Raw genomic sequence first — 21,971 nt, forward strand, 5'->3', positions numbered from 1 at the left:
AAACAATTGCAATAACAAAGGGCTGACATGGGCACCCCGAGTGGCTATATCACCCCCGCCCGGCACGTCCGGGCTTTCTGCGTTTGACTGGATTTGAGACATGACGGGAACGACACGATCGAGCAACGGGCTGGATGACCGCCGCAAGCGGCTTCTGTTCCGCTGCTGGCACCGCGGCACGCGCGAGATGGACCTGATCCTCGGCCGCTTCGCGGACGCCGAGATCGGCAACCTGTCCGACGCCGAGCTGACCGAGCTCGAGACCCTGCTCGAGGTCAACGATCCCGATCTCTATGCCGCCATCACCGGTGACAAGGTGCTGCCACCTGATGTCACCGGCACGCTGTTTGCCCGCATCAAGGCATTTCCGATTACGGACGGCGATCTATGAAAACGGGCATGAAATCTCCGGCCGAGCTGCTCACGCCCGGCCGCGCGGTGACGCTTGCCAATGTCGCCGAGGGCGCCGAAGGCCTGATCGTCTCCGATCTGGCGCGGGCCATCGCTGCGCGGCCGAAGAAGCCGGCCGTCAGCCTTGCCGTGGTCTGCCGCGATGGCGGACGCATGCAGCAGCTCGAGCGCGCGCTGAGATTCTTCGCGCCGGATCTGCCGGTGTTGACCTTCCCGGCGTGGGACTGCCAGCCCTATGACCGCGTCTCGCCGCATGGCGGCATCCTGGCGCAACGCCTGACCACACTGGCGCGGCTCGCCTCGCTCACCGGCAGCGACAAGCCGCTGATCGTGCTGACCACCGTGAACGCCGTGGTGCAGCGCGTGCCCGCGCGCGAGCTGGTCGCGGCGCAGGCGCTGTCGGTTGCGCCCGGCAATGTCGTGCCGATGGACACCATCGTCGCCTGGCTCGAGCACAATGGCTACAACCGCTCCTCGACCGTGCGCGAGCCCGGCGAATATGCCGTGCGCGGCGGCATCCTCGATCTGTTTCCGGTCGGCCTCGAACAGCCGGTGCGGTTCGACTTCTTCGGCGACAGCCTGGAATCGATCCGCAGCTTCGATGCCGAGACCCAGCGCACGCTGCTCGACATGCGTTCGCTCGACCTCGTGCCGGTCTCGGAATTCCAGCTCGTCACCGACACCATCCGGCGTTTCCGGATGGGCTATGTCGCCGAATTCGGCGCGCCCGAGCGCGACGATGCGCTCTACGAGGCGGTCAGCGAAGGCCGCCGTCATCCCGGCATGGAGCACTGGCTGCCGCTGTTCCAGGACCGGATGGACACGCTGTTCGACTATCTGCAAGGGGCAGCCGTTGCGATCGAGCCGCAGGCCGAGGACGCGGTGCGCGAGCGCTTCAAGCAGATCCTCGACTATTACGAGGCCCGCCGCGAGGCGATGGAGCATCCCGGCGGCGGCGCCATCTACAAGCCGCTGCCGCCCGACCGGCTCTATCTGACCGAGGAGGAGTGGGGCAAACGCCTCGGCGACATCCCGCTGGCGCGGCTGACGCCGTTTTCCGTGCCGACCGACGGTACTTCGGTCGTCGACGCCGGCGCGCGCAAGGGCCGCGACTTTGCGCCGGAGCGCAACGACACCACGGTCAACGTGTTCGAGTCCGTCGTCAGTCACGTCATGGCGCTGCAGGCGCAACGCAAGAAGGTCGTGATCGCGCTGTGGACCGAAGGCTCGCGCGACCGCATGACGTCGATGCTGCGCGACCACAAGCTCGCCCACACCACCAGCGTCAATTCCTGGCGCACGGTACAGGCGACCCCGCGCAACGAGACCATGCTGGCCGTGCTTGGCCTGGAGAGCGGTTTCGAGACCGACGAGATCGCTGTCATCAGCGAGCAGGACATCCTTGGTGACCGTCTCGTCCGGCCGCGCAAGGCGAGCCGCAAGCTCGACAATTTCATCTCGGAGGTGACGAGCCTCACCGCGGGCGACATCGTCGTCCATGTCGATCACGGCATCGGCCGCTTCATCGGCCTGCAGACCCTCGACGTCGCCGGCGCGCCGCATGACTGCCTCGAGCTGCATTATGCCGCCGAGACCAAGCTATTCCTGCCGGTCGAGAACATCGAGCTGCTGTCGCGCTACGGCTCCGACCAGACCACGGTCGAGCTCGACCGTCTCGGCGGCTCCGGCTGGCAAACCCGCAAGGCGAAGCTGAAGAACCGCATCCGCGAGATCGCGGGCGAGCTGATCAAGATCGCGGCCGAGCGCATGCTGCACGAGGCGCCGAAACTGCCGGTGCAGCAAGGCGTCTATGACGAGTTCTGCGCGCGCTTCCCCTATGACGAGACCGAGGACCAGTTAGGGGCGATCGAGTCCACGCTGAAGGACCTCGAAAAGGGCCGGCCAATGGACCGGCTGATCTGCGGCGACGTCGGCTTCGGCAAGACCGAGGTGGCGCTGCGCGCCGCCTTTGCGGTCGCGCTCGACGGCAAGCAGGTCGCGGTCGTGGTGCCGACCACGCTGCTGGCGCGCCAGCACTACCGGACGTTCGCCGAGCGCTTCAAGGGCTTCCCGGTCAATGTTGCGCAGGCCTCGCGCCTGATCCCGACCAAGCAGCTCAACGAGGTCAAGAAGGGGCTGACCGACGGCTCGGTCGACATCGTGGTCGGCACCCACGCGCTGCTCGGCAAGGCCATCAAGTTCCGCGATCTCGGCCTGCTCATCGTCGACGAGGAGCAGCATTTTGGCGTCAGCCACAAGGAGCGGCTGAAGGCGCTGCGCGCCGAGGTGCACGTGCTGACGCTGTCGGCAACGCCGATCCCGCGCACGCTGCAATTGGCGCTGACCGGCGTCCGCGAGCTCTCGATCATTGCCTCGCCCCCGGTCGACCGCCTCGCGGTCCGCACCTTCGTGGCCCCGCACGATCCGCTGATGATCCGCGAGGCGCTGCTGCGCGAGCGCTATCGCGGCGGCCAGGCGTTCTACGTCGTGCCGCGCATCGACGATCTCGCCGAGGTCAAGGACTTCCTCGACAAGAACGTGCCTGAGATGAAGGTCGCGGTCGCGCACGGCCAGATGCCGCCCGCCGTGATCGAGGACATCATGACCGCGTTCTACGACGGCAAGTTCGATATCCTGCTGTCGACCACGATCGTGGAGTCCGGCCTCGACATCCCCAACGCCAATACGCTGATCGTGCACCGCGCCGACATGTTCGGCCTCGCCCAGCTCTACCAGCTCCGCGGCCGCGTCGGCCGCTCCAAGCTGCGGGCCTATGCGCTGTTCACGCTGCCGGCGCAGCAGAAGATCACCGCGCAGGCCGAGCGCCGGCTCACCGTGCTGCAATCGCTGGAGACGCTGGGCGCAGGCTTCCAGCTCGCCTCGCACGACCTCGACATCCGCGGCGCCGGCAATCTGCTCGGCGAGGAGCAGTCCGGCCACATCAAGGAAGTCGGCTTCGAGCTCTATCAGTCGATGCTGGAGGAGGCGATCGTCAACCTCAAGGCCGGCGTTGCCGAGCCCGCGGCCGACCGCTGGTCGCCGCAGATCACGATCGGCATGCCCGTGCTCATCCCGGAGGATTACGTCGGCGATCTCTCGGTGCGGCTGTCACTGTATCGTCGGCTTGCCGATCTCGACACCGAGGAGGAGATCGAGAATTTTGGCGCCGAGATGCGCGACCGCTTCGGCGTGCTGCCGGACGAGGTGCGCTACCTGTTCAAGGTCGCCGCGATCAAGGCGTTCTGCCGCAGGGCCAATGTCGAGAAGATCGACGCAGGTCCCAAGGGCGCCGTCATCGTCTTCCGCGACAATTCCTTCGCCCATCCCGATCGCCTCGTGACCTTCATCCGCAGCTACGGCCAGGCCGCCAAGGTGCGGCCCGACATGAAGGTGGTGTTCCTGCAGGACTGGGAGACGCCGGAAGAGCGCCTCGCCGGCACGACGGAGATCATGCGGCAGCTGGCGCAGCTCGCGGAGGCTAAGAAGGCGGCGTAAGGGCCGTAGTATTCCGGGGGTGACACAGTGCGGCGCGCCTGGTCCGAAAACAGCGACATCTGGACACTTGCGGAACGACGGAACAACGGCCATGTACGATGCGTCGAGTTTCGGCTGAACGGCCTCGCCGCTAAAGTGGCGCCTGACGGACCCTCGTTCCACATACCGAAGGCGCTGATTGATCCCCTGAGTGCAGTATCCACGCCCCGCGACCGGTTTGCCGGCCGCGGTTTTTTATATCGAACAGCTGAGGTCGCACGCGTGTCTTTCAATACCGATTCAGGCCCGGACTCCGAGCCGGATCACGACGATGTCATGTATCCGCAGGTCCTGCCGTTCGTATTGATCCACGCCGGATGCTTCGCGGCGATCTGGTCCGGCGTCTCGTGGCAGGCCGTTACAATTTGCGTCGCTCTCTATTGGCTGCGCATGTTCGGGATCACTGCCGGATATCATCGCTACTTCTCGCATCGGTCTTACGCGACAAGCCGGGTGTTTCAATTCGTCCTGGCTTTCCTTGCCCAGAGCAGTGCGCAGAAAAGCGTGCTTTGGTGGGCGGCCAAACACCGCCATCATCACCTTCACTCGGATACCGTGCACGACGTGCACTCACCGCGGCACAAGGGGTTCGTCTACAGCCATGTCGGCTGGATATTCTATCGCCAGCATGATGCGACTGACCTGGTGAAAGTATCAGATCTGGCCGCGTATCCCGAGCTGATGTGGCTCCACAGGCTGGAGCTTTTGCCGGCGGTCGTGCTCGCGGGCCTGTGCTTCGTTCTTGCCGGGTGGTCAGGCCTCGTGGTCGGATTCCTCTGGAGCACCGTGCTCCTCTATCACGCGACGTTCTGCATCAACTCTCTCGCACATGTTCACGGACGCAAGCGGTACGTGACCGGTGATGACTCCCGCAACAACTGGCTGCTTGCTTTGCTGACTATGGGCGAGGGGTGGCACAACAACCATCATGCCTACCAGGCCAGCGCGCGGCAGGGCTTCCGCTGGTACGAGATCGATTTGAGCTACTATGCCCTGGTGGCCTTGTCATGGTTCGGCATTGTCCGGGATCTGAAGATGCCGCCCAAGCAGGTTCTACGCAATGAGCATCGGCTGGGATCGCGCGTGGTCAAGCAAGCGGCTGAGCAGCTGGCCGCCCGCTTTAATCCCGAGCACATCGCGCTTGCGATCAGGGCGTCGATCCATGAAACCGAATTGACGATGCGAGACACGATCAGTCACTTGCAGCACCGCGCCGATTTACGCCTGTCCAGCATGCCGACGCGAGAGCAGTTGCTCGCTGAAGCGCAGCGGATGTTCGCGAAGACGATATCCCTCGACGACATCGTCGACCGTGCCCACGAACTCCTGAATGAGGCCGTTGGCTTTCTCCTGGCCGCGCCTGCTCCCGCTCTCGCGACTAACCCGAAATCGGGAGCGAATGGCAGCGGCTAGCACGCGCTGCCGTAGGGTGGGCAAAGCGAAGCGTGCCCACGCGTTTCGTCGTTGTTGAAAAATGGTGGGCACGGCGCAAGAGCGCCTTTGCCCACCCGACGGCAGTGAGATCGTGGTTACGACGCCGCCCTTGACGCGTCGGCCGACAGCCGGGCCAGCAGCGACCTTGCCGTATCCGACGGCGACAGCGAGTCCACGCTCACCACGGGATCGCTGCGCATCTCGTGCTTGCCGTTCGACGTATGCCGCATCACCGCGGACAGCCGGCGGGCGATCATGTGCGCGGTGCGGAAGTCGGTCTCCGCAAACACCACGATCACCGAGCCATCCTTCTGTGCCGTGCCAAAATCCATCTGCCGCATCAGACGGCTGAGGATGCGCGCGGCGTCGAGCTGCGCGCGGGAATTGCCGGGGTCGAAGGCGAAGCGTGCCACCGACAGGCCGCCGCCGCGGGCGAGCGTCTGCTCGACCGCCTTGGCAAAATCGCGGGCAAAGGCTTCCACCGTGAGCAGGCCGCTGCGCGGATCGAGCCAGCCGCCGGCATCGATCGAGCGCAGCGTGCGGCTCAGCTGCGCTTCCATCGCGTGCTGGCGGATCAGCGGCAACGCGTTGGCGGCGATCCTGGCCGGCTCGCCCGGGATCAATTCGAGATTGGGCAGGTCGTAGCTCTGCATCAGCTGGTGCGCGGTGACGACGACGGGCAGGCTGCGGAAGCGGGTGTCCTCGGCGAGCACCGTGAGGAAGGCATCGGTCACGCGCGCCGTAAAGCCTTCCGCCAGCACGACGCCGTCGAGGTCGCGGGTGTTGAGATGCTTCGCCGCCGCCTCGATCGAGAGCGCGCCGACGACGCCGACGCGTTCGCCGAGCGCGACGGAGAGCGCCGGGTAAGCCGCGCCGCGGCCGATCAGCAGCACCGTGGCATCGCGTGCGGGATCGCCCTCCGGCAGCGCCACCTTGGCTTCCGGCAGCCGGCGCAGCACGGTGGCATGAAGGGTGCGTACGCGCAGCGCAGCGCGCAGCCGCGCGATCAGGCGATCGGAATTTCCGCCGCGCGAGGAGAAGGGCAGCGCATTGTGCGGCAATGTGCCCGCCGCATCGAGCGCCACGAAGGGCAGGTAAGGCAATTGGTCCGCGATCTTCCTGGCGAGCGGCGCCAGATGCGGCTCGTGTCCGGCATGCATTGTCGCGAGGACCGCGGCCGGCTGCACCTGCTCGACCGCGCGGGCCGCGCCGGCCCAGTCGGTATCGACCACGGGAAACAGCCGGGCTTCGTCCAGGGCCGCAATGAAGGGCGGCCGCTCGGCATTGGACACAAACAGGATCGGGCCCGCCTGGGACATTCGGAAACTCTGATCACGCAACAGATGCTGCGCAATCTAGTCCGAGCGCCTTAATGCAGCGTCAATGGTTCAGTCGAAACTGTGCCTAGGCCGGCCCGGAGCGGTCGCGAAAAGCCTCGACCATCAGTGGGTTAAGCCCGAGCTGGCTGAGCGCCTCGCGGGCCCGCGCATTGTCCTGGGCCCGTCCCGCCAGTCGGTGGCCGGAGAGCCGGTCGGGCAGCGCGGTGAGCAGGGCGCCCTGGCCGAGCCGGCGCGCCCATTCCTGGAGGTCGTTGGAGAGGAAGCGATAGCCGCCGACGGCCATGATGCCCGAGGGCGGGGCGGTGATGCAGATCGCGCCGCTCGGACGGTCGAGCCGCGCCGCATAGCCGGTATCGACATAGTCGCGCGGCGGCTGCGCCGTCAGCGTCTCGCCGACCGGCTGCGGCGGGGCATAGGCCGCGATCGGCACCATCGGCCCGCGCAGGCCGAGCGTGCCTTTCGGCGTCAGCAGGATCTCGCCGGCGATGGAGGAGCCGGACTGCTCGCGCGGGGCGCCGTGCGGCCCCGGCATCACAGACACCGGCATGCCGTCCTCGCCGCGGCGGGCGCCGAACAGCCCGGCCTCGCCGAAGAGATACACGTCCGTCAGCGGCGCATGCGGCGCGATCCAGGCGTCGCTCGCCGCCACCTGCTCGGGCGCGCGCCAGAGGCCGATCACGTTGCGTAAAGTGGGCATCCGCGCTGCGAGGTCGGAATCCCCTAACCGCAGCGCGAGCTGCGCCGGCGCGATCAGCACCTCGCATTTATGCTCGTTGATCTGCTGCTCCAGCACGTCGTTCTCGAACGGATGATGCAGCGCCAGCGTGCCGCCCGAGAGCAGCCACATCGCGAGCGAGGAGGCGAGGCCCGCGAACGACATCGGCGCAAACGCCGCCATCACGGTCGCGCCCTGCTTGACGTCCGCCTCCAGCGACATCGCAAGGCCGCCGGCGATCAGGCTGAAATGCGGCCGCGGCACCGGGCGGAAACCTTCCGCGGTGACATCGAAGGAGATCATCGCCGCCTTGCGGCCGTCCTGGATCACGGCGCGCGTCATGCCGGGCGGGCGGGCCAGCACATCGTCGAGCGAGGCCATGCCTTCGGGCAGGTCGGTACCGAAGCCGCAGACGTGACGGATCGAGAACGCCTCAGCCGCGGCATGCATCGCGAAGTCGGCGTAGCTGACGCCGTCGACCTTGCTCATGGTGACGATGGCGCGCGCCGCGGTGCGGTTCAGCGCGGCGGTCAGTTCCGCATGGCGCCACAGCAGCGGCAGCACGGCGACGACCAGCCCCGCGCGATGGGCCGCGAGCACGGTGAGCACGAACTCGACCGTGTTGGGCAGCTGTATCGCGATCACGGAATTGGCGGGCAGGCCCGATTCGACGAAATGCGCCGACAGCGCCTCGATCGCGGTATCGGCCTCGGCATAGGTCATCCGCCGCGGCTGGTGGCCGGTGACGCGGGCCTTGTTGAGGGGGTCGAGCAGAGCGAGCGTGTGCGGCTGCCGCATCAGCGTGCGCTGAAACAGCGTGTCGAGCGTCGGCGATACGGCTGGCTGGTTCACGGCGTCACTTTGCTTGACTGGCTCTAAGGCGGCCCCTTCGACCACCAGGTCTCCGGCAGATAGCCGGACAGCGCGGTGGCCTTAGGCCGTTCTATCCGATTCCAACGCGCGATCCATTGCTCGGATACGTTAAACAGGGGGATTGTGTAGAAGCCCGCGATCAGGGCGCGGTCGAGTGCCCGCACCGCCGCGACGAATTCCGTATGATCGCGGGCCTCCAGCAGCGCGGCGATCATGGCGTCGATGGCGGGATCCCTGGCGCCCATGTAGTTGCGGGTCCCCGGATTGTCGGCTGCAGTGCTGCCCCAATAGAAATACTGCTCGTTGCCGGGCGAGAGCGACTGGTCCCAGCGGTTCTGGATCATGTCGAACTCGAAAGCGAGCCGGCGCTGGTCGAACTGCACCGGATCGACCGTGCGCACGCTTGCCGCGATGCCGGCGCGCTTGAGGTCGCGCTGGAACGCGAGCGCAATGCGCTCCTGGTCGCGGGTCGTCACCAGCATCTCGAAGGTGAAGGGCGCCTTTGTCGCGCGGTTGCGCAGCATGGTGCCGTCGAGATCCCAGCCGGCCTCGGACAACAGCTTTAGCGCGGCGCGCAGCGTGTTCCGGTCGCGGCCCGAACCGTCGGTGACAGGCAGGCGGTAGCTGCCGTCCATGATGTCGGGCGGGATCTGCGCGATAAACGGTTTGAGCAGCTCGCGCTCGCGCGCATCCGCAGGCCGGCCATAGGCCGACAGGTCCGAGCCGGCGAAATAGCCGGCGACGCGCGAATAGAGGTTGAAGAAATAGTTGCGGTTGACCAGCTCGAAATCGAACAAAAGCGTCAGCGCCTGACGCACGCGGATGTCAGCGAAGATCGGCCGCCTGGTGTTGAACACCAGGAACTCGGACGGCTGCGGCACGCCCGGCTTGATGGTGTCGCGGATCACCTCGCCGCTTCTGGCGGCCGGAAAGTCGTAGCCGTCATGCCAGCGCAGAGGCTCGTGCTCGATGCGGAAATCGTAGAGGCCGCGCTTGAAGGCTTCGAACTGGCCGTTGGCCTCGCGAAAATAGTCGAGCCTGATCTCGTCGAAATTGTAGAGCCCGCGATTGATGGGGAGATCGCGGCCCCAATAGTCGGGATTGCGCGTCAGCGTGACGCTGGCGCCGGGCTTCACCGCCGTGACGCGGTATGGGCCCGAGGCGATCGGCCCCGATAGTGTCGTCTCCTCGAAGGTCGCGACGTCCACTGCATGCTTCGGCAGGATCGGCATCAGGCCGAGGATCAGCGGCAGCTCGCGGTCATTGGCCCCTGTGAGGTCGAAGCGGACGGTGAGGGGATCGGATGCCTCGGCCCTGGCGACCTTGGCGTAATACTGCCGGAGGTTCGGACGGCCATGGTCGCGCAGCAGCTGCCAGGAGAACAGCACGTCCTCGGCCTGCACCGGCTTGCCGTCGGAGAAGCGGGCGCGGGGATCGAGACGGAACGTGACGTAGCTGCGCTCGTCGTCGGTCTCGACCGTTTTGGCGAGCAGGCCGTACAGCGTGAACGGCTCGTTTTGGCCGCGCGCCAGCAGGCTCTCGACCACGTAGGCGCGGATCGGCTGCACGGCCAATCCCTTCACGATGAACGGATTGAGGCTGTCGAAGGTGCCGAGAATGCCCCAGGTCAGACGGCCGCCTTTGGGGGCATCCGGGTTGACGTAGGGCATGTGGGTGAAATCAGCCGCCATCGCCGGCTTGCCGTGCATGGCGATGGCATGGGCTTCCTCGGCGCGCCCGCCGCTTGCCGACAGGCTGACGATGAGCGCGAAGGCGAGGCTGCAAAGGCGGACACCGGGGCCCTCGAGCAGGCGCTGGAACATGAACATTCGGACACGTTGATTCGAGGACCGGTAGCCTCGAATCCTATCACAGGGATTTTCCCCCGGCGCAGGCCAAGGCGGGGTTCTCAATGCGGTCAAAGACGCTTGTCGGCATTGATCTTTTCGTCGGCCACGTTAAGAAGGCACGCAATCGCGCAAGAGCGTCGAGCCCGTCACTTATCCGCCTCAATTGACGGGGAGAGAGCCGCGCCCAAGGCGGCTAGGTTCGGCGCTTCGGAGCGGTTCGGGCACTTCCCGTTCAGAAAGGGTTTTCCGCAATGAATTTCCGTTACTTGGCCGCGTGCATCCGGCCGCGCGGGCGGCTCCTCGCCCTGTTGACGGCGACGGCATTGGTCGTTCCGTTTGCCGCCGAGGCCCAGGCTCCTGCGCCGGCCCCGGGCGCGCCTGCGCCCAAGGCGGCGCCGAAAGCCGCTCCGAAAGCTGCCCCCAAGGCTCCGGCGCCGGCGGCCCAGGCCCCCGCGCAGCAGGCGCCCGCCCAGGGCGCTCCGGCGCAGCAGGGCGCTGCCCAGCCTGCGGACCAGCAGATCCAGCTGATCTACGCCCCCTGGACCAAGTTCTGCCTCAAGGGCCAGGACGCCAACGCCAAGCAGGTCTGCTTCACCGGCAAGGACGGCCGCATCGAATCGGGCCAGCCGGTGATCGCGGCCGTGATCATCGAGCCGGAAGGCGAGCCCAAGAAGATCCTGCGCGTGACGCTGCCGCTCGGCATGCAGCTCGTCCACGGCACCCGCATCATCGTCGACAGCAACGCGCCGTTGCAGCAGCCGTATGTGATCTGCTTCCAGAACGGCTGCATGTCCGACTACGAGGCCACGCCCGAGCTCATCAACAGCATGAAGAAGGGCCAGAATCTCGTTGTCCAGGCGATCAATGCCAACGGCGCGCCGCTGACCCTGCCGCTGCCGCTCGCCGGCGAATTCCAGAAGGCCTATGACGGTCCGCCGACCGATCCGAAGGTGTTCGAGGAAAACCAGAAGAAGCTCCAGGAAGAGCTTCAGAAGAAGGCTGACGAGCAGCGCAAGAAGCTCGAGCAGAACGGTGGTGTCCCCGGCGCCGCGCCGAACGCTCAGAAGTAATCGGGAGCAAATCCCGGATACGAAAAAGGCGCTCAATCGAGCGCCTTTTTTGTTGGCCGGTTGCGGGCGGCGAAACTCAGTTCAGGGACGGGTTGCGCGGGCGATAGCCGCCGTCCTTGCTCTTGATGAAGATCTCGGCGACCTGGGAATGCCGGATCGGCTCGCCGGAATCGTCCGGCAACAGGTTCTGCTCGGAGACATAGGCGACGTACTCGGACTCCGCGTTCTCCGCGAGCAGGTGATAGAACGGCTGGTCCTTGTGGGGCCGCACCTCCTCGGGGATCGACAGCCACCATTCCTCGGTGTTGTTGAATTCCGGATCGATGTCGAAGATCACGCCCCGGAACGAGAAGATCCGGTGGCGCACGACCTGTCCGATCTGGAATTTGGCGGTCCTCGCTTTAATCATCCCCCGTCGATAGACCAGGATTGTGGCCGATGCTAGTGCCCTGATCCGGAATTAACCTCCGCTTGCTGGGCGGATAGCCCCCAGGTCTTCAGAAAACACTTCATCAATGGTCGATATCCTCAATCTGGCACTTCCTTATTTCGGCTTGATCTTCGTTGGATTTGCCTGCGGCAAGGTCAAATCCCTGCCGGAATCAGGCCTCGCCTGGATGAACTTCTTCCTGCTCTACGTGTCGCTGCCGGCGCTGCTGTTCGCGATCATGTCGAAGACGCCATTCGCGGAGCTGAACAACCCGCCGTTCCTGGTGGCGACGACGCTGTCGACAGTGGTGGCCTTCACGCTGGCGCTCATCGTCGGCAAGGTCTTGGGTCGCCTGACGCTGCGCGAGGCGACGCTCGCAGGGCTCTCGGGCGGCTACGGCAATATCGGTTACATGGGACCGGGACTCGCGCTCGCGGTGCTCGGGACCAAGGCGGCGGCGCCGACTGCGCTGATCTTCTGCTGCGACAGCATCTTCCTGTTCACGATCGTGCCGCTGTTGATCGAGCTCTCCGATCGTGACCATCCCTCGATCGTGCATGCCTTCGGCGTCGTGCTGAAGCAGATCGTGCTCAACCCGCTGATCATGTCGGCCTGCTTCGGCGCGGCGGTGGCGGCGCTGCATATCGAGCTGCCGGTCGCGCTCGACCGCACCATCACCTTCCTCCAGAACGCAGCCGCGCCGACCGCGCTGTTCGTGCTCGGCGTGACGGTGGCGCTGCGCCCGTTCGACCGGGTCCCGTGGGAGGTGCCCGGCGTGATCGCGGTCAAACTCCTGATCCATCCGCTCGCAGCGTTCGGGCTGATGCTCGCGTTCGGCCCGTTCGCGCAGCCCTGGGCCGCGACCGCCGTGCTGATGGCCTCGCTCCCGCCGGCGCTGAACGTGTTCGTGATCGCCCGCCAGAACGATGCCTGGATCGAATCCGCATCCGTCGCGGTGCTGCTCGGGACGTTTGCGTCGGTGGTCACGCTGACCAGCGTGATGTGGTTGCTCCAGACGGGACGGCTGGCGTTTCCTTAAGCCGCAGCTACCGCCGCCAATCTACCTGCGCCACGTCGGCGTCAGCCCCTCGCGCATCGCAAAGCGCCGGAGCGGGCCGATGGCACCTAACAGGTGCATGCCGACGGCGCGGACCGGCTGGAGCGGCAGGAAGTCGTTGAGCAAAGACCGGTTGGCGATGTCGATCGCGAACGTCCGGCTCAAAATGTCCGGGCGCCGGGCCCGGTCGTAGCGCTTGAGCACCTCGTCCGCGCCGGGATCCTCGCCCGACGCGATGGCTTCACCCGCGAGCCGCGCAATGTCGGCGGCATCGCGCAGGCCAAGGTTGAGACCCTGGGCGCCGATCGGTGGAACCACATGGGCGGCTTCGCCGACCAGCGCGATGCGGTCGCGCCCGAACGATTTAGGACGCTCGATCGCCAGCGGGAATACGTTGCGGCCGGGCTCCACCGTCATGCGCCCCAGAATGGAATGCGACTGCTTCTCGATCGCGGCGGACAGCTCGTCATCGCTGAGGCCGCGCAGCCGCTCGGCGTCCGCAGGTGCCGAGACCCAGACGATGCTGGAGCGGTTGCCGGGCAGGGGCACGAACACGCAGGGCCCGTGCGGCGTGTGGAACTCGGTCGAGACGTTGTGGTGAGGGCGGGCATGGCCGACGTTGAAGGTCAGCGCGGTCTGGTTCAGCTCGCGCCTTGTCACCTCGATGCCGGCGGCTTCGCGGCACAGCGAATGCCGGCCATCCGCGCCGACCACGAGCCGGGTGGAGAGGAATTGTGCCGAGGCGGTGCGGATTGCGACGTCATCGGCTTCGATGACGACGCTCTCGGCCTCGTCGTCGAACCGGACGAGATTGGGCAATTCGGCCGCACGCGCTTCCAGCGCCAGCATCAGCGAGCGGTTGTCGATGTTGTAGCCGAAGGCATCCAGTCCGATCTCATGACAGGAGAAACGCACCTCCGGCGCGCGGAACAGCCGGCCGGTGTCGTCGACGAGACGCATCACTTCGAGGCCAGCCGCCTTGTCCTTGCAGCGCGGCCAGACCTCGAGCGTCTCCAGAAGCTCGATGGAGGCGCCCAGCAGCGCCGTGGTGCGGTTGTCGGCATAGGGCACGCGCCGCGCCACCAGCGCGGTCCGCGCGCCCGCCTGCGCCAACGCAATTGCCGCCGCGAGCCCGGCCGGTCCGCCGCCGATCACGGCTGCGTCAAACAGTGTCGATGCGTCTGTCATGGACTGACAATTGACACGCCCGGCGGCAAATTCAAGCCCACCTATTTTTCCCTCATTTTATGGCGAATTGCGCGGCCGAACGCCGCAATGGCTTATGTGCAAATCGGTCCCATTCTGATAGCAGAAGCCATGGATACCCAGCAGGATTCCCTGAAGCCGAGACCGGCGATGCGCGCCGCGGCCTTCTCGGTGCACATCTTCACCGCCTTCGGCGCGGCGATCGCGCTGCTGGCGATGCTCGAGGCCGTGCGCGAGCACTGGGCGGCGATGTTTCAATGGCTGGGCGTCGCCCTCGTCATCGACGCGATCGACGGTCCGATCGCGCGCCGGCTCGACGTCAAGAACGTGCAGCCGAACTGGTCGGGCGACGTGCTCGATCTCGTGGTCGACTTCGTCACCTATGTCTTCGTGCCGGCCTATGCGATCGTCGCCAGCGGGCTGCTGCTGCCGGTCGCGGCGCCCTTGCTCGGCGTCGCCATCATCGTCACCAGCGCCTTATATTTCGCCGATCTGCGCATGAAGGCCGATGACAATCATTTCCGCGGCTTTCCGGCGCTGTGGAATGCCGCGGCGTTCTACCTGTTCCTGCTGCACTGGTCGCCGCTGTGGTCGACGCTGCTGGTCGCGGCCCTGGTGGTACTGACCTTCGTGCCGTTCCACGTGCTGCATCCGGTCCGCGTCGTGCGGCTGCGCTGGCTGACGATGTCGCTGATCGCGATCTGGGCCGTGCTCGGCCTCTACGTGCTGGAGATGGACTTTCGCGTCGGCACCGGCGTGACGGTCGCGATGTGCGCGATCGCGCTCTGGATCAGCTTCAGCGACGCCATGATCCGCCTGGTCAGATCCTTCGCATGATGCACCTCATCACCAGCCCCGAAGCCTGGGCCGCGCTGCTGACCCTGACCGCGCTCGAGATCGTGCTCGGCATCGACAACGTCATCTTCCTGTCGGTGATCGTCTCGCGCATTCCCGAGCCGCAGGCGCTCCGCGCCCGCCAGATCGGCCTCGCGCTGGCGCTGATCTTCCGCATCATCCTGCTCAGCGTGCTGGTCTGGCTGATCGGCCTGACTGCACCAGTGTTCTCGGCTGCAGGTTACGACTTCTCCTGGCGCGACCTCATCCTGATCGGCGGTGGCCTGTTCCTGATCGCCAAGGCGACGCACGAGATCCACGCCGAGGTCGAAGTCGATGACGGCGAGGGCGATCAGAAGTCCGCTCGCAGCGCTTTCTTCTGGGTGATCGTCCAGATCATCGTCATCGACATCGTGTTCTCGCTGGACTCGATCATCACCGCGATCGGCATGGCGCAGGACATCGAGATCATGATCGCGGCCGTCGTGATCGCCTGCCTGATCATGTACATTTCGTCGGGGCCGGTGTCGCGATTCGTCGCGGAGCATCCGACCACCAAGATGCTGGCGCTGGCGTTCCTGGTGCTGATCGGCGTCGCGCTGGTCGCGGATGGATTCCATTTCCACATTCCGCGCGGCTACATCTATTTCGCAATTGCGTTCTCGGCGGCGGTGGAATTCTTCAACGTGCTGGCGAAGCGCAATCGCAGGAAATTCGGCAAGCCATCCGCCTAGCCGGCTGGGCGAGCGTCGAGTTGACAACGCGGGCGCGATGTCTTTCGCTGAGCCGAAAGTAGAGGAGGTCAGGTGATGACCAAAGCCGTCCGTGTGCACAAGGTCGGAGGCCCCGAAGCCCTGGTCTATGAGAGCATCGACGTGCCGGCGCCCGGACCCGGCGAGGTGCGCATCCGCCAGCACGCGGTCGGCCTCAACTTCATCGACGTCTATTACCGCACCGGCCTCTACAAGGCGCCGGGACTGCCCTTCATCGCCGGCAACGAGGCCTCGGGCGAGGTCGTCGCGGTCGGGCCAGGCGTGACGCATTTCCATCCCGGCGACCGCGTCGCCTATTACCACAATCTCGGTGCCTATACCGGCGAGCGCAACATCCCCTGGGAGAAGCTGGTCAAGCTGCCCGATCACATCACCCACGAGCAGGGCGCCGTGCTGATGCTGAAGGGGCTGACGGTCTGGTACCTGCTGCACAAGACTTTTCGGGTCGAGCCGCATCATCGCGTGCTGATCCACGCCGCCGCAGGCGGCATCGGCCTGCTCGCGTGCCAATGGGCGAGGGCGCTCGGCGCCCATGTCATCGGCACCGTCGGCTCGCGCGAGAAGGCTGAGCTTGCGGAGGCCAATGGCTGCGATCACGTCATCCTCTACAACGAGGAAGATTTCGTCGCGCGCGTGAAGCAGATCAGCCGCAACGAGGGCTGCGACGTCGTCTATGACGGCGTCGGCAAGGCGACCTTCCCCGGCTCGCTGTCCTGCCTGAAACCGCGCGGCATGTTTGTTTCGTTCGGCAATGCCTCGGGTCCGGTGCCGCCGTTCTCGATCGCCGAGCTCAACAATCACGGCTCGCTGTTTGCGACCCGGCCGAAGCTCAACGACTACATCGGCACGCGCAAGGAGTTGCTGGAGGGCGCCGACACGCTGTTTGCTGCCGTTATCAACGGCAAGCTGCACGTGCCGATCAACCACGCCTACGCACTCAAGGACGCCGCGAAGGCGCATATCGATCTCGAAAGCCGCAAGACCACCGGCGCGTCGATCTTGAAGCCGTAGCAAGCTACCTCCGGGCGCCGCTTGATTGTCGCGCTGAAACGATGCTACTTTCAGCGGCAGAGGTATCCGCAGTGAAGTCTGCCAACGCACAGGTTTTGAATCGAATGCCCCGGCCCGACCGCAAGGAGGTTTGCCGGAGGGGATAGCGCGCGCTTGGCGCGTCGAATGTGAGCTGAATCCAGCCCTTCCGGTCCATGCGGGAGGGCTTTTTCGTTTCATCGGATTCAGCGCCACCTCAACGCGAAAGAGCGCTTCCCATGACGAAGATTCTCATCACCAGTGCGTTGCCTTACGTTAACGGCGTCAAACATCTCGGTAATCTCATCGGCTCACTGCTTCCTGCCGACGTGCATGCGCGGTTCAGACGGCAAATCGGCGACGAGGTTCTCTTCATCTGTGCGACCGACGAGCACGGGACGCCGGCCGAGCTGGCCGCGCTCAAAGCAGGTGAGGAGGTCGGCGAATTCTGCGCCCGGCATCACGCCATTCAGGCCGATATCTATCGCCGCTTCGGCCTGTCGTTCGATCATTTCGGTCGGACCTCATCGCCAGAAAATGCGGCGCTGACCCAGCACTTCTATCGCCGGCTCGACGCGGCCGGGCTGATCGACGAACGCGAATTGCGCCAGGTCTGGTCGCCGGTCGATCAGCGATTTCTTGCCGACCGCTATGTGGTGGGGACCTGTCCGCATTGCGCGTACCGCGAGGCGAGGGGCGACCAGTGCGACGGCTGCGGCGCGCTGCTCGATCCCGACGAATTGGTCGCGCCGCGCTCGGCGCTGTCTGGCGATACGGCGCTCGAGATCCGTCCGACGCGACATCTGTTCCTGCGTCAGTCTCGTCTGGTCGAAACGCTGCGGACCTGGATCGACCAACGCTCCGGCTGGCCGCCCTTCGTGGTATCGACGGCGAGGAGCTGGCTGACGGCGGAGCTCAGGGACCGCTGCATCACCCGCGATCTGACCTGGGGCATTCCGGTTCCGCGCGCGGGCTTCGAGACCAAAGTGTTTTACGTCTGGTTCGATGCGCCGATCGGCTACATCGCCGCCGCGCAGGAATGGGCGGCGGCCGCGCCCGGCCGCGATTGGCAGCGTTGGTGGTGGCAGGCCGATGATGTCCGATACATCCAGTTTCTCGGCAAGGACAACGTGCCATTCCATGCCGTCAGCTTTCCCGCGACGCTGCTCGGTTCAGGCGAGCCCTGGAAGACCGTCGATGTCATCAAGGGCTTTCACTGGCTCACCTACGAAGGCGGGAAATTCTCGACCAGCGCACAGCGTGGCGTTTTCACCGACGCAGCCTTGGAGGAGCTGCCGGCCGACCTCTGGAGATGGTGGCTGATCGCCAACGCGCCGGAGAGCGCAGACACCGATTTTTCCGTGCGGCGCTTCGTTGCCGACGTCAATAAGGACCTCGCCGACGTCTTCGGCAATCTCGCCAACCGGATCATCAGCTTTGCGCATGCGGCCTTCGAGGGCCGTATTCCCGAGGGCGGCGAGCCCTCGGATGTGGAGCTTGAGCTGGCGGCCGAGCTCGACAAGCGCATCGTCTCGCTGCGTCGCCATCACGAAGACCTGGAATTTCGTGCTGCCGCTGCAGAAACGCGCGCAATATGGAGCGCGGCAAATGCCTATCTCCAGCAGGCAGCGCCGTGGACTGCAATCAAGTCCGACCGTGTCAGGGCCGCGGTTGCAACACGCACCGGCCTGAACCTCGTGCGTCTGTCGGCGGTGCTTGCATGGAGCATTATTCCAGAGCTGTCGGAGCGGGTCCTGAGCGCCTTCGGCGGCGATGACGTCGTCCCGGATTGGCCGCTACAGCCGTGCCGTGAGTTGTTCGATCGTGATGCCGGCAGTCCGGTCAAGAAGCTTGCCCCGATCGTCGCAAAGATTGACCCCGACAAGGCCGCGCATCTCGTGAAGCGTTTTGGCACCGCGTGAACCGTGGCGGCATGGCGGAGGGAAGTTCCGCCATGCCGATCGCGAAGCCTACGCCACGCGCCGTGCCGCGCCGGCCTTGGTCAAAATCCCGTCGAGACAATCGATCATCTCGGCGATCTCACCTCGCGTGACGTTCAGCGCCGGCATGAAGCGCAAGCTGTCGACCTGCGGCGCGTTCAGGAGCACGCCTTGTTCGAACGCCTGCGCGACGATCCCGGGCGCGATCGGTAGCTTGAGGTCGAGCGCGAGCAGCAGCCCGCGTCCCCGCACGCCGCCGAGGCCATGCCGGGCGGAGATCTTTTGCAACTCGCTTTCGAGCAGCAGGCCGGTCTCGGTGACCGTCTTGAGGAAGTCCGGCTTGGAGACCTCCTCGAGCACGGCGAGCCCGGCCGCGCACATGATCGGGTTGCCGTTGAACGTGCCGCCCTGATCGCCGTGCTCGAAGCAGGAGGCGCGTTCGGTCGCCAGCAGCGCTGCGAGCGGCACGCCGCCGCCGATGCCCTTGCCGAGCGTCATGATGTCGGGCGCAATGCCGGTGTGCTCATAGTGGAAGAGCTTTCCGGTCCGGCCCATGCCGGTCTGGATCTCGTCGAAAATGAGCAGCAGCCCATGCGCCTCGGTCAGCGCGCGCAGCTCCTGCAGGAACTGATCGCTCGCCGGCCACACACCGGATTCACCCTGGATCGGCTCGAGCATGACCGCGACAGTGTTGGCGCAGATCAGCTTCTCGACCGAGGCGATGTCGTTCGGCTTCGCCTTCTTGAAGCCGGCAACTTTCGGCTCGAACAGCGGCTCGAACGCCTTTTTGCCCGAGGCCGACATCGTCGCCAGCGTGCGGCCGTGGAAGCCGCCCTCGAAGCTGATGATCTCGAACGCGCCGCCTCTGTGCAGGCTGCCATATTTGCGCGCGAGCTTGATCGCGCCCTCATTGGCCTCCGCCCCCGAATTGGCAAAGAACACCTGGTCGAACGCGCTGTTTTCGACCAGCGCGGCGGCGAGCTTCAGGCTCGGCTCGTTGTAGAAAGCCGGGCTCGGCGTGAGCAGCCGTTTCGCCTGCGACGCGAGCGCGTCGGCGATCCCAGGCGGGGAGTGGCCGAGGCAGTTCACGGCCCAGCCCTGCACGAAATCGAGATAGCGCTTGCGGCTGTCGTCCCAGAGGTAGGAGCCCGCGCCCCGGACGAACACGGCCTTCGGCCGTGCGGTGATGTCCATCAGCGCGTCGTAGGGATGCGTCGTCATGTCGAACTCCTCTGGAGGCGGGTGAAAAAAGGGCGCAAAAAGCAGAAAGGCCGCACCTTGCGGGTGCGGCCTTCGAAAACTCGGCTGAATTTTAGTGGTTCAGCGGCGTCGTCGGACAAGGCGCACCCTCTCATCGTCGCGGAAGCGACGACGGAGCATTTCGGTGCGCTGATGGGTCCGAGCGTTGATCATGGGGCGCGTCCGTACAGCCGAATGGCAGGGCTTGTCAAGCGGCTCGTTTGCGCGATGCTCACCGAGCGTGCATCGATCAGGCCGAATGCGCAGCTTCCTCGGTGTCCTCGTCGTCCCAGTCCGCATCCGCAATCGAGGTGTCGATCAGCTCGCCGCGCATCAGCTTGAGCGGCGATGACCAGTACAGCGCGATGTTGTGGAAGGGATCGGTCAGCACCTTGAACACCCAGACCAGCCCGGTCGCGACGTTGCGCGTCGCGAACAGCTGGAGCATGCGGGCAAGTCCGCCACTGATGCCGATCGCAAGCCAGAGCGCGCCGACATGGCGGATGAAGTCGAGCCGGCCGGCGGGAAGATCGAACAGCCCGAACAGCGTCGGATAGAAATGCAGCACAACCGGCGCGCTGCCCCAGACGAGGAGCAAGATGATCTTGCGGGTCTGGTTGTAGCCGACCTTGACCGCTTCCTTGTATTCGTTGCTGACGTCGTTGACGGCGTCATAGCCGTTCGGCTCGAAGAAGAAATGCCCGGTCTGCCGCGTCAGCATCGCGAGCCAGCCGACCAGTCCTGCGAGCGCGGGATCCCTGAACAGCAGCGCATAGCAGCCGAGAAAGATGATTGCACTGACGAGATGCAGCGTCTGGTTGACGGTGCTCTGGTGGTAGAAGCGATAATCGTCGAAGCGCTGCGTGCGCAGCATGTGTGAGAGACGGCTCATCAAAGATCCTCGCTCGCGTTGAAGGCGCGGGCAGAGTTAGGACGAGTCCGTGACCCCTGCGTGAATGCATTATAGTATCACATTGCTCCCGCGCGTACGACACGAGAGAATTACTCGACACCGTAATGCGCGAACGCATCGGCGATGCCGGCATTGATCGCTTTCGCTGCCGCGATGTCGCGCTCGCCGCCTTCGTTGTCGCCCTTCTTACGCTTCGCAAGCCCGCGGCCATAGAGTGAACTGTCGAACTGCGGCTTTGCGTTCAGCGCTGCGTCATAGTCGGCAATCGCCGCGTCGAGATTGCCGAGCTTGAGATGGGTGAGGGCGCGGCTGTCGAGCGTGTCAGGGTCGTTGGGCTCCATCCGCAGCGACTGCTCGCAATCGGCAAGCGCCTCCTGCAAACGTCCGACGATCGCGCGCGTCATGCAGCGCGAATTGAACACGCCGGAATAGCTCGGATTGGCCTTGATCGCGCGGTCGTAGTCCTCCAGCGCCAGCGCGTAATCATGCGTATCGAAATACATGCTCGCGCGCGCATAGTAGTCGAGGTCGTTGTTCGGAGAGAGCCGCAGCGACCTGTCGAAATCGGCCAGCGCGCGGGCGCGGTCGCCCTTGTCGCGGAAGACGCGCGCACGGTTGCCATAGGCCGGGCCATAAGTCGGATCGAGCTTGATCGACCTGTCGAAATCGGCGAGGGCACGATCGGCCTCGCCGTGGTCACGCAGAGCGGTACCGCGGTTGAAATAGGCGAGGGCGAATTTCGGATCGAGCTTGATCGCCTGATTGTAGTCGGCGAGTGCATGCTCGTAGTCGTCCTTGCCGCTGTAGGAATTGCCGCGGTTGTTGTAATAGAGGGCGTCACTGGGATCGAGCCGGATCGCGCTGGTATAGTCGGCGATGGCATGGTCGCGATCGCCGAGATCGTCATAGGCGATGCCGCGATTGTACCAGGCGATGGCGTCCTTCGGATCGAGATCGATGGCGCGATTGAGGTCGGCCAATGCCCGCTCGGCCTCGCCCTTGCGGCGGAACGTCTCGCCGCGGTTGGCCAGCGCCCGTGCATGGGAAGGGTTGGTCTTGAGCACGGCCGAGCAGCCGGCGAGGCGCTGGTCGTCGCTGACCTCGTCGGTGCCGAAGCACCATTGCCGGGCCTGCGCCGGCGATGGGGATTGTGCGGCGGCCGGAAGCGCAAGCAGGATCAATGCGGTGCCGATCGTCCACAGCGCGGTCAGGGTAGCGGTCTTGCGATTGCATGTCATTTGATTGCCGAGCAGAAACAAACGGGCCTCTAGCGCGTTTGTGATCGAGGGACGCGAATTGGTTCGAACCGGACGTGCGACGGAA

Annotated in this window: 17 protein-coding genes; 9 read left to right on the forward strand and 8 right to left on the reverse strand. The window is 65.2% G+C overall.

The window, feature by feature from the left end; genetic code table 11:
* Window positions 1-100 precede the first annotated feature (100 nt).
* From BRAGE_RS0114745 to BRAGE_RS0114755, 3 genes are all read left to right on the forward strand, one after another.
* A complete protein-coding gene (locus BRAGE_RS0114745; RefSeq protein WP_027559227.1) occupies window positions 101-391 on the forward strand; it encodes a succinate dehydrogenase assembly factor 2 in 291 nt (96 codons plus the stop codon).
* Window positions 388-3,906: a transcription-repair coupling factor gene (mfd, locus tag BRAGE_RS0114750; RefSeq protein WP_027559226.1), complete on the forward strand. Its 3,519-nt coding sequence runs from the start codon at window positions 388-390 to the stop codon at window positions 3,904-3,906. The genes BRAGE_RS0114745 and mfd overlap by 4 nt, the downstream gene beginning before the upstream one ends.
* A gap of 315 nt (window positions 3,907-4,221) precedes the next feature.
* On the forward strand, window positions 4,222-5,358 hold the full coding sequence (locus BRAGE_RS0114755) for an acyl-CoA desaturase (protein ID WP_051377875.1): 1,137 nt from the start codon (window positions 4,222-4,224) through the stop codon (window positions 5,356-5,358).
* Between the two features lie 116 nt (window positions 5,359-5,474).
* On the opposite strand, the gene BRAGE_RS0114760 is transcribed toward BRAGE_RS0114755, so the two are convergent.
* The 3 genes from BRAGE_RS0114760 to BRAGE_RS0114770 all read right to left on the reverse strand — a co-directional run bounded on the left by BRAGE_RS0114760 (window position 5,475) and on the right by BRAGE_RS0114770 (window position 10,136).
* Entirely contained in the window at window positions 5,475-6,698 is a 1,224-nt protein-coding gene (locus tag BRAGE_RS0114760; protein WP_027559224.1) for a hypothetical protein, read from the reverse strand.
* A gap of 85 nt (window positions 6,699-6,783) precedes the next feature.
* The gene (locus BRAGE_RS0114765; RefSeq protein WP_027559223.1) at window positions 6,784-8,286 is read right to left on the reverse strand and encodes a class I adenylate-forming enzyme family protein; all 1,503 of its coding nucleotides are present in this window, start codon (window positions 8,284-8,286) and stop codon (window positions 6,784-6,786) included.
* A 23-nt stretch (window positions 8,287-8,309) separates the two neighbouring features.
* The gene (locus BRAGE_RS0114770) at window positions 8,310-10,136 is read right to left on the reverse strand and encodes an extracellular solute-binding protein (protein WP_027559222.1); all 1,827 of its coding nucleotides are present in this window, start codon (window positions 10,134-10,136) and stop codon (window positions 8,310-8,312) included.
* Window positions 10,137-10,408: 272 nt separating this feature from the next.
* Between BRAGE_RS0114770 and BRAGE_RS0114775 the strand changes: the two genes are divergently transcribed.
* Window positions 10,409-11,227, forward strand: a complete 819-nt coding sequence (locus BRAGE_RS0114775) for an invasion associated locus B family protein (RefSeq protein ID WP_027559221.1) — start codon at window positions 10,409-10,411, stop codon at window positions 11,225-11,227.
* 76 nt (window positions 11,228-11,303) lie between these two features.
* Here the strand turns inward: BRAGE_RS0114775 and hspQ are convergent, their stop codons facing one another.
* Window positions 11,304-11,636: a heat shock protein HspQ gene (gene hspQ, locus BRAGE_RS0114780; protein WP_027559220.1), complete on the reverse strand. Its 333-nt coding sequence runs from the start codon at window positions 11,634-11,636 to the stop codon at window positions 11,304-11,306.
* Window positions 11,637-11,742: 106 nt separating this feature from the next.
* Between hspQ and BRAGE_RS0114785 the strand changes: the two genes are divergently transcribed.
* A complete protein-coding gene (locus tag BRAGE_RS0114785) occupies window positions 11,743-12,696 on the forward strand; it encodes an AEC family transporter (protein ID WP_027559219.1) in 954 nt (317 codons plus the stop codon).
* 21 nt (window positions 12,697-12,717) lie between these two features.
* Here the strand turns inward: BRAGE_RS0114785 and BRAGE_RS0114790 are convergent, their stop codons facing one another.
* Window positions 12,718-13,902 (reverse strand): UbiH/UbiF family hydroxylase, encoded by a 1,185-nt coding sequence (locus BRAGE_RS0114790; RefSeq protein ID WP_027559218.1) that lies wholly within the window; start codon window positions 13,900-13,902, stop codon window positions 12,718-12,720.
* Window positions 13,903-13,989: 87 nt separating this feature from the next.
* Between BRAGE_RS0114790 and pcsA the strand changes: the two genes are divergently transcribed.
* From pcsA to metG, 4 genes are all read left to right on the forward strand, one after another.
* Window positions 13,990-14,757, forward strand: a complete 768-nt coding sequence (pcsA, locus tag BRAGE_RS0114795; protein ID WP_027559217.1) for a phosphatidylcholine synthase — start codon at window positions 13,990-13,992, stop codon at window positions 14,755-14,757.
* Window positions 14,754-15,488 (forward strand): TerC family protein, encoded by a 735-nt coding sequence (locus BRAGE_RS0114800; RefSeq protein ID WP_027559216.1) that lies wholly within the window; start codon window positions 14,754-14,756, stop codon window positions 15,486-15,488. Before pcsA ends, BRAGE_RS0114800 begins: the two co-directional genes overlap by 4 nt.
* 75 nt (window positions 15,489-15,563) lie before the next feature.
* The gene (locus tag BRAGE_RS0114805; protein ID WP_027559215.1) at window positions 15,564-16,538 is read left to right on the forward strand and encodes a quinone oxidoreductase family protein; all 975 of its coding nucleotides are present in this window, start codon (window positions 15,564-15,566) and stop codon (window positions 16,536-16,538) included.
* Between the two features lie 257 nt (window positions 16,539-16,795).
* Window positions 16,796-18,478, forward strand: a complete 1,683-nt coding sequence (metG, locus tag BRAGE_RS0114810; protein WP_027559214.1) for a methionine--tRNA ligase — start codon at window positions 16,796-16,798, stop codon at window positions 18,476-18,478.
* A 48-nt stretch (window positions 18,479-18,526) separates the two neighbouring features.
* Here metG and BRAGE_RS0114815 read toward each other — a convergent pair whose 3' ends face one another.
* From BRAGE_RS0114815 to BRAGE_RS0114825, 3 genes are all read right to left on the reverse strand, one after another.
* Window positions 18,527-19,717, reverse strand: coding sequence for an acetylornithine transaminase (locus BRAGE_RS0114815; RefSeq protein ID WP_027559213.1), 1,191 nt, complete (start codon window positions 19,715-19,717; stop codon window positions 18,527-18,529).
* Window positions 19,718-19,985: 268 nt separating this feature from the next.
* The gene (locus BRAGE_RS0114820) at window positions 19,986-20,627 is read right to left on the reverse strand and encodes a hypothetical protein (RefSeq protein WP_027559212.1); all 642 of its coding nucleotides are present in this window, start codon (window positions 20,625-20,627) and stop codon (window positions 19,986-19,988) included.
* A gap of 110 nt (window positions 20,628-20,737) precedes the next feature.
* Entirely contained in the window at window positions 20,738-21,886 is a 1,149-nt protein-coding gene (locus BRAGE_RS0114825) for a tetratricopeptide repeat protein (protein ID WP_035731220.1), read from the reverse strand.
* Window positions 21,887-21,971 lie beyond the last annotated feature (85 nt).

The sequence above is a fragment of the Bradyrhizobium genosp. SA-4 str. CB756 genome (assembly GCF_000473125.1).
In the GTDB taxonomy this organism is placed as follows: domain Bacteria; phylum Pseudomonadota; class Alphaproteobacteria; order Rhizobiales; family Xanthobacteraceae; genus Bradyrhizobium; species Bradyrhizobium arachidis.

Excerpts from the sequence above, each read along its gene's own strand:
- BRAGE_RS0114820 (WP_027559212.1), bottom strand. The coding sequence starts at position 20,627 with ATGAGCCGTCTCTCACACATGCTGCGCACGCAGCGCTTCGACGATTAT.
- BRAGE_RS0114805 (WP_027559215.1), top strand. The coding sequence starts at position 15,564 with ATGACCAAAGCCGTCCGTGTGCACAAGGTCGGAGGCCCCGAAGCCCTG.
- BRAGE_RS0114785 (WP_027559219.1), top strand. The coding sequence starts at position 11,743 with ATGGTCGATATCCTCAATCTGGCACTTCCTTATTTCGGCTTGATCTTC.
- pcsA (WP_027559217.1), top strand. The coding sequence starts at position 13,990 with ATGGCTTATGTGCAAATCGGTCCCATTCTGATAGCAGAAGCCATGGAT.
- BRAGE_RS0114800 (WP_027559216.1), top strand. The coding sequence starts at position 14,754 with ATGATGCACCTCATCACCAGCCCCGAAGCCTGGGCCGCGCTGCTGACC.
- BRAGE_RS0114770 (WP_027559222.1), bottom strand. The coding sequence starts at position 10,136 with ATGTTCATGTTCCAGCGCCTGCTCGAGGGCCCCGGTGTCCGCCTTTGC.
- BRAGE_RS0114755 (WP_051377875.1), top strand. The coding sequence starts at position 4,222 with ATGTATCCGCAGGTCCTGCCGTTCGTATTGATCCACGCCGGATGCTTC.
- mfd (WP_027559226.1), top strand. The coding sequence starts at position 388 with ATGAAAACGGGCATGAAATCTCCGGCCGAGCTGCTCACGCCCGGCCGC.
- BRAGE_RS0114790 (WP_027559218.1), bottom strand. The coding sequence starts at position 13,902 with ATGACAGACGCATCGACACTGTTTGACGCAGCCGTGATCGGCGGCGGA.
- BRAGE_RS0114775 (WP_027559221.1), top strand. The coding sequence starts at position 10,409 with ATGAATTTCCGTTACTTGGCCGCGTGCATCCGGCCGCGCGGGCGGCTC.
- BRAGE_RS0114760 (WP_027559224.1), bottom strand. The coding sequence starts at position 6,698 with ATGTCCCAGGCGGGCCCGATCCTGTTTGTGTCCAATGCCGAGCGGCCG.
- BRAGE_RS0114745 (WP_027559227.1), top strand. The coding sequence starts at position 101 with ATGACGGGAACGACACGATCGAGCAACGGGCTGGATGACCGCCGCAAG.
- metG (WP_027559214.1), top strand. The coding sequence starts at position 16,796 with ATGACGAAGATTCTCATCACCAGTGCGTTGCCTTACGTTAACGGCGTC.
- BRAGE_RS0114815 (WP_027559213.1), bottom strand. The coding sequence starts at position 19,717 with ATGACGACGCATCCCTACGACGCGCTGATGGACATCACCGCACGGCCG.
- BRAGE_RS0114825 (WP_035731220.1), bottom strand. The coding sequence starts at position 21,886 with ATGACATGCAATCGCAAGACCGCTACCCTGACCGCGCTGTGGACGATC.
- hspQ (WP_027559220.1), bottom strand. The coding sequence starts at position 11,636 with ATGATTAAAGCGAGGACCGCCAAATTCCAGATCGGACAGGTCGTGCGC.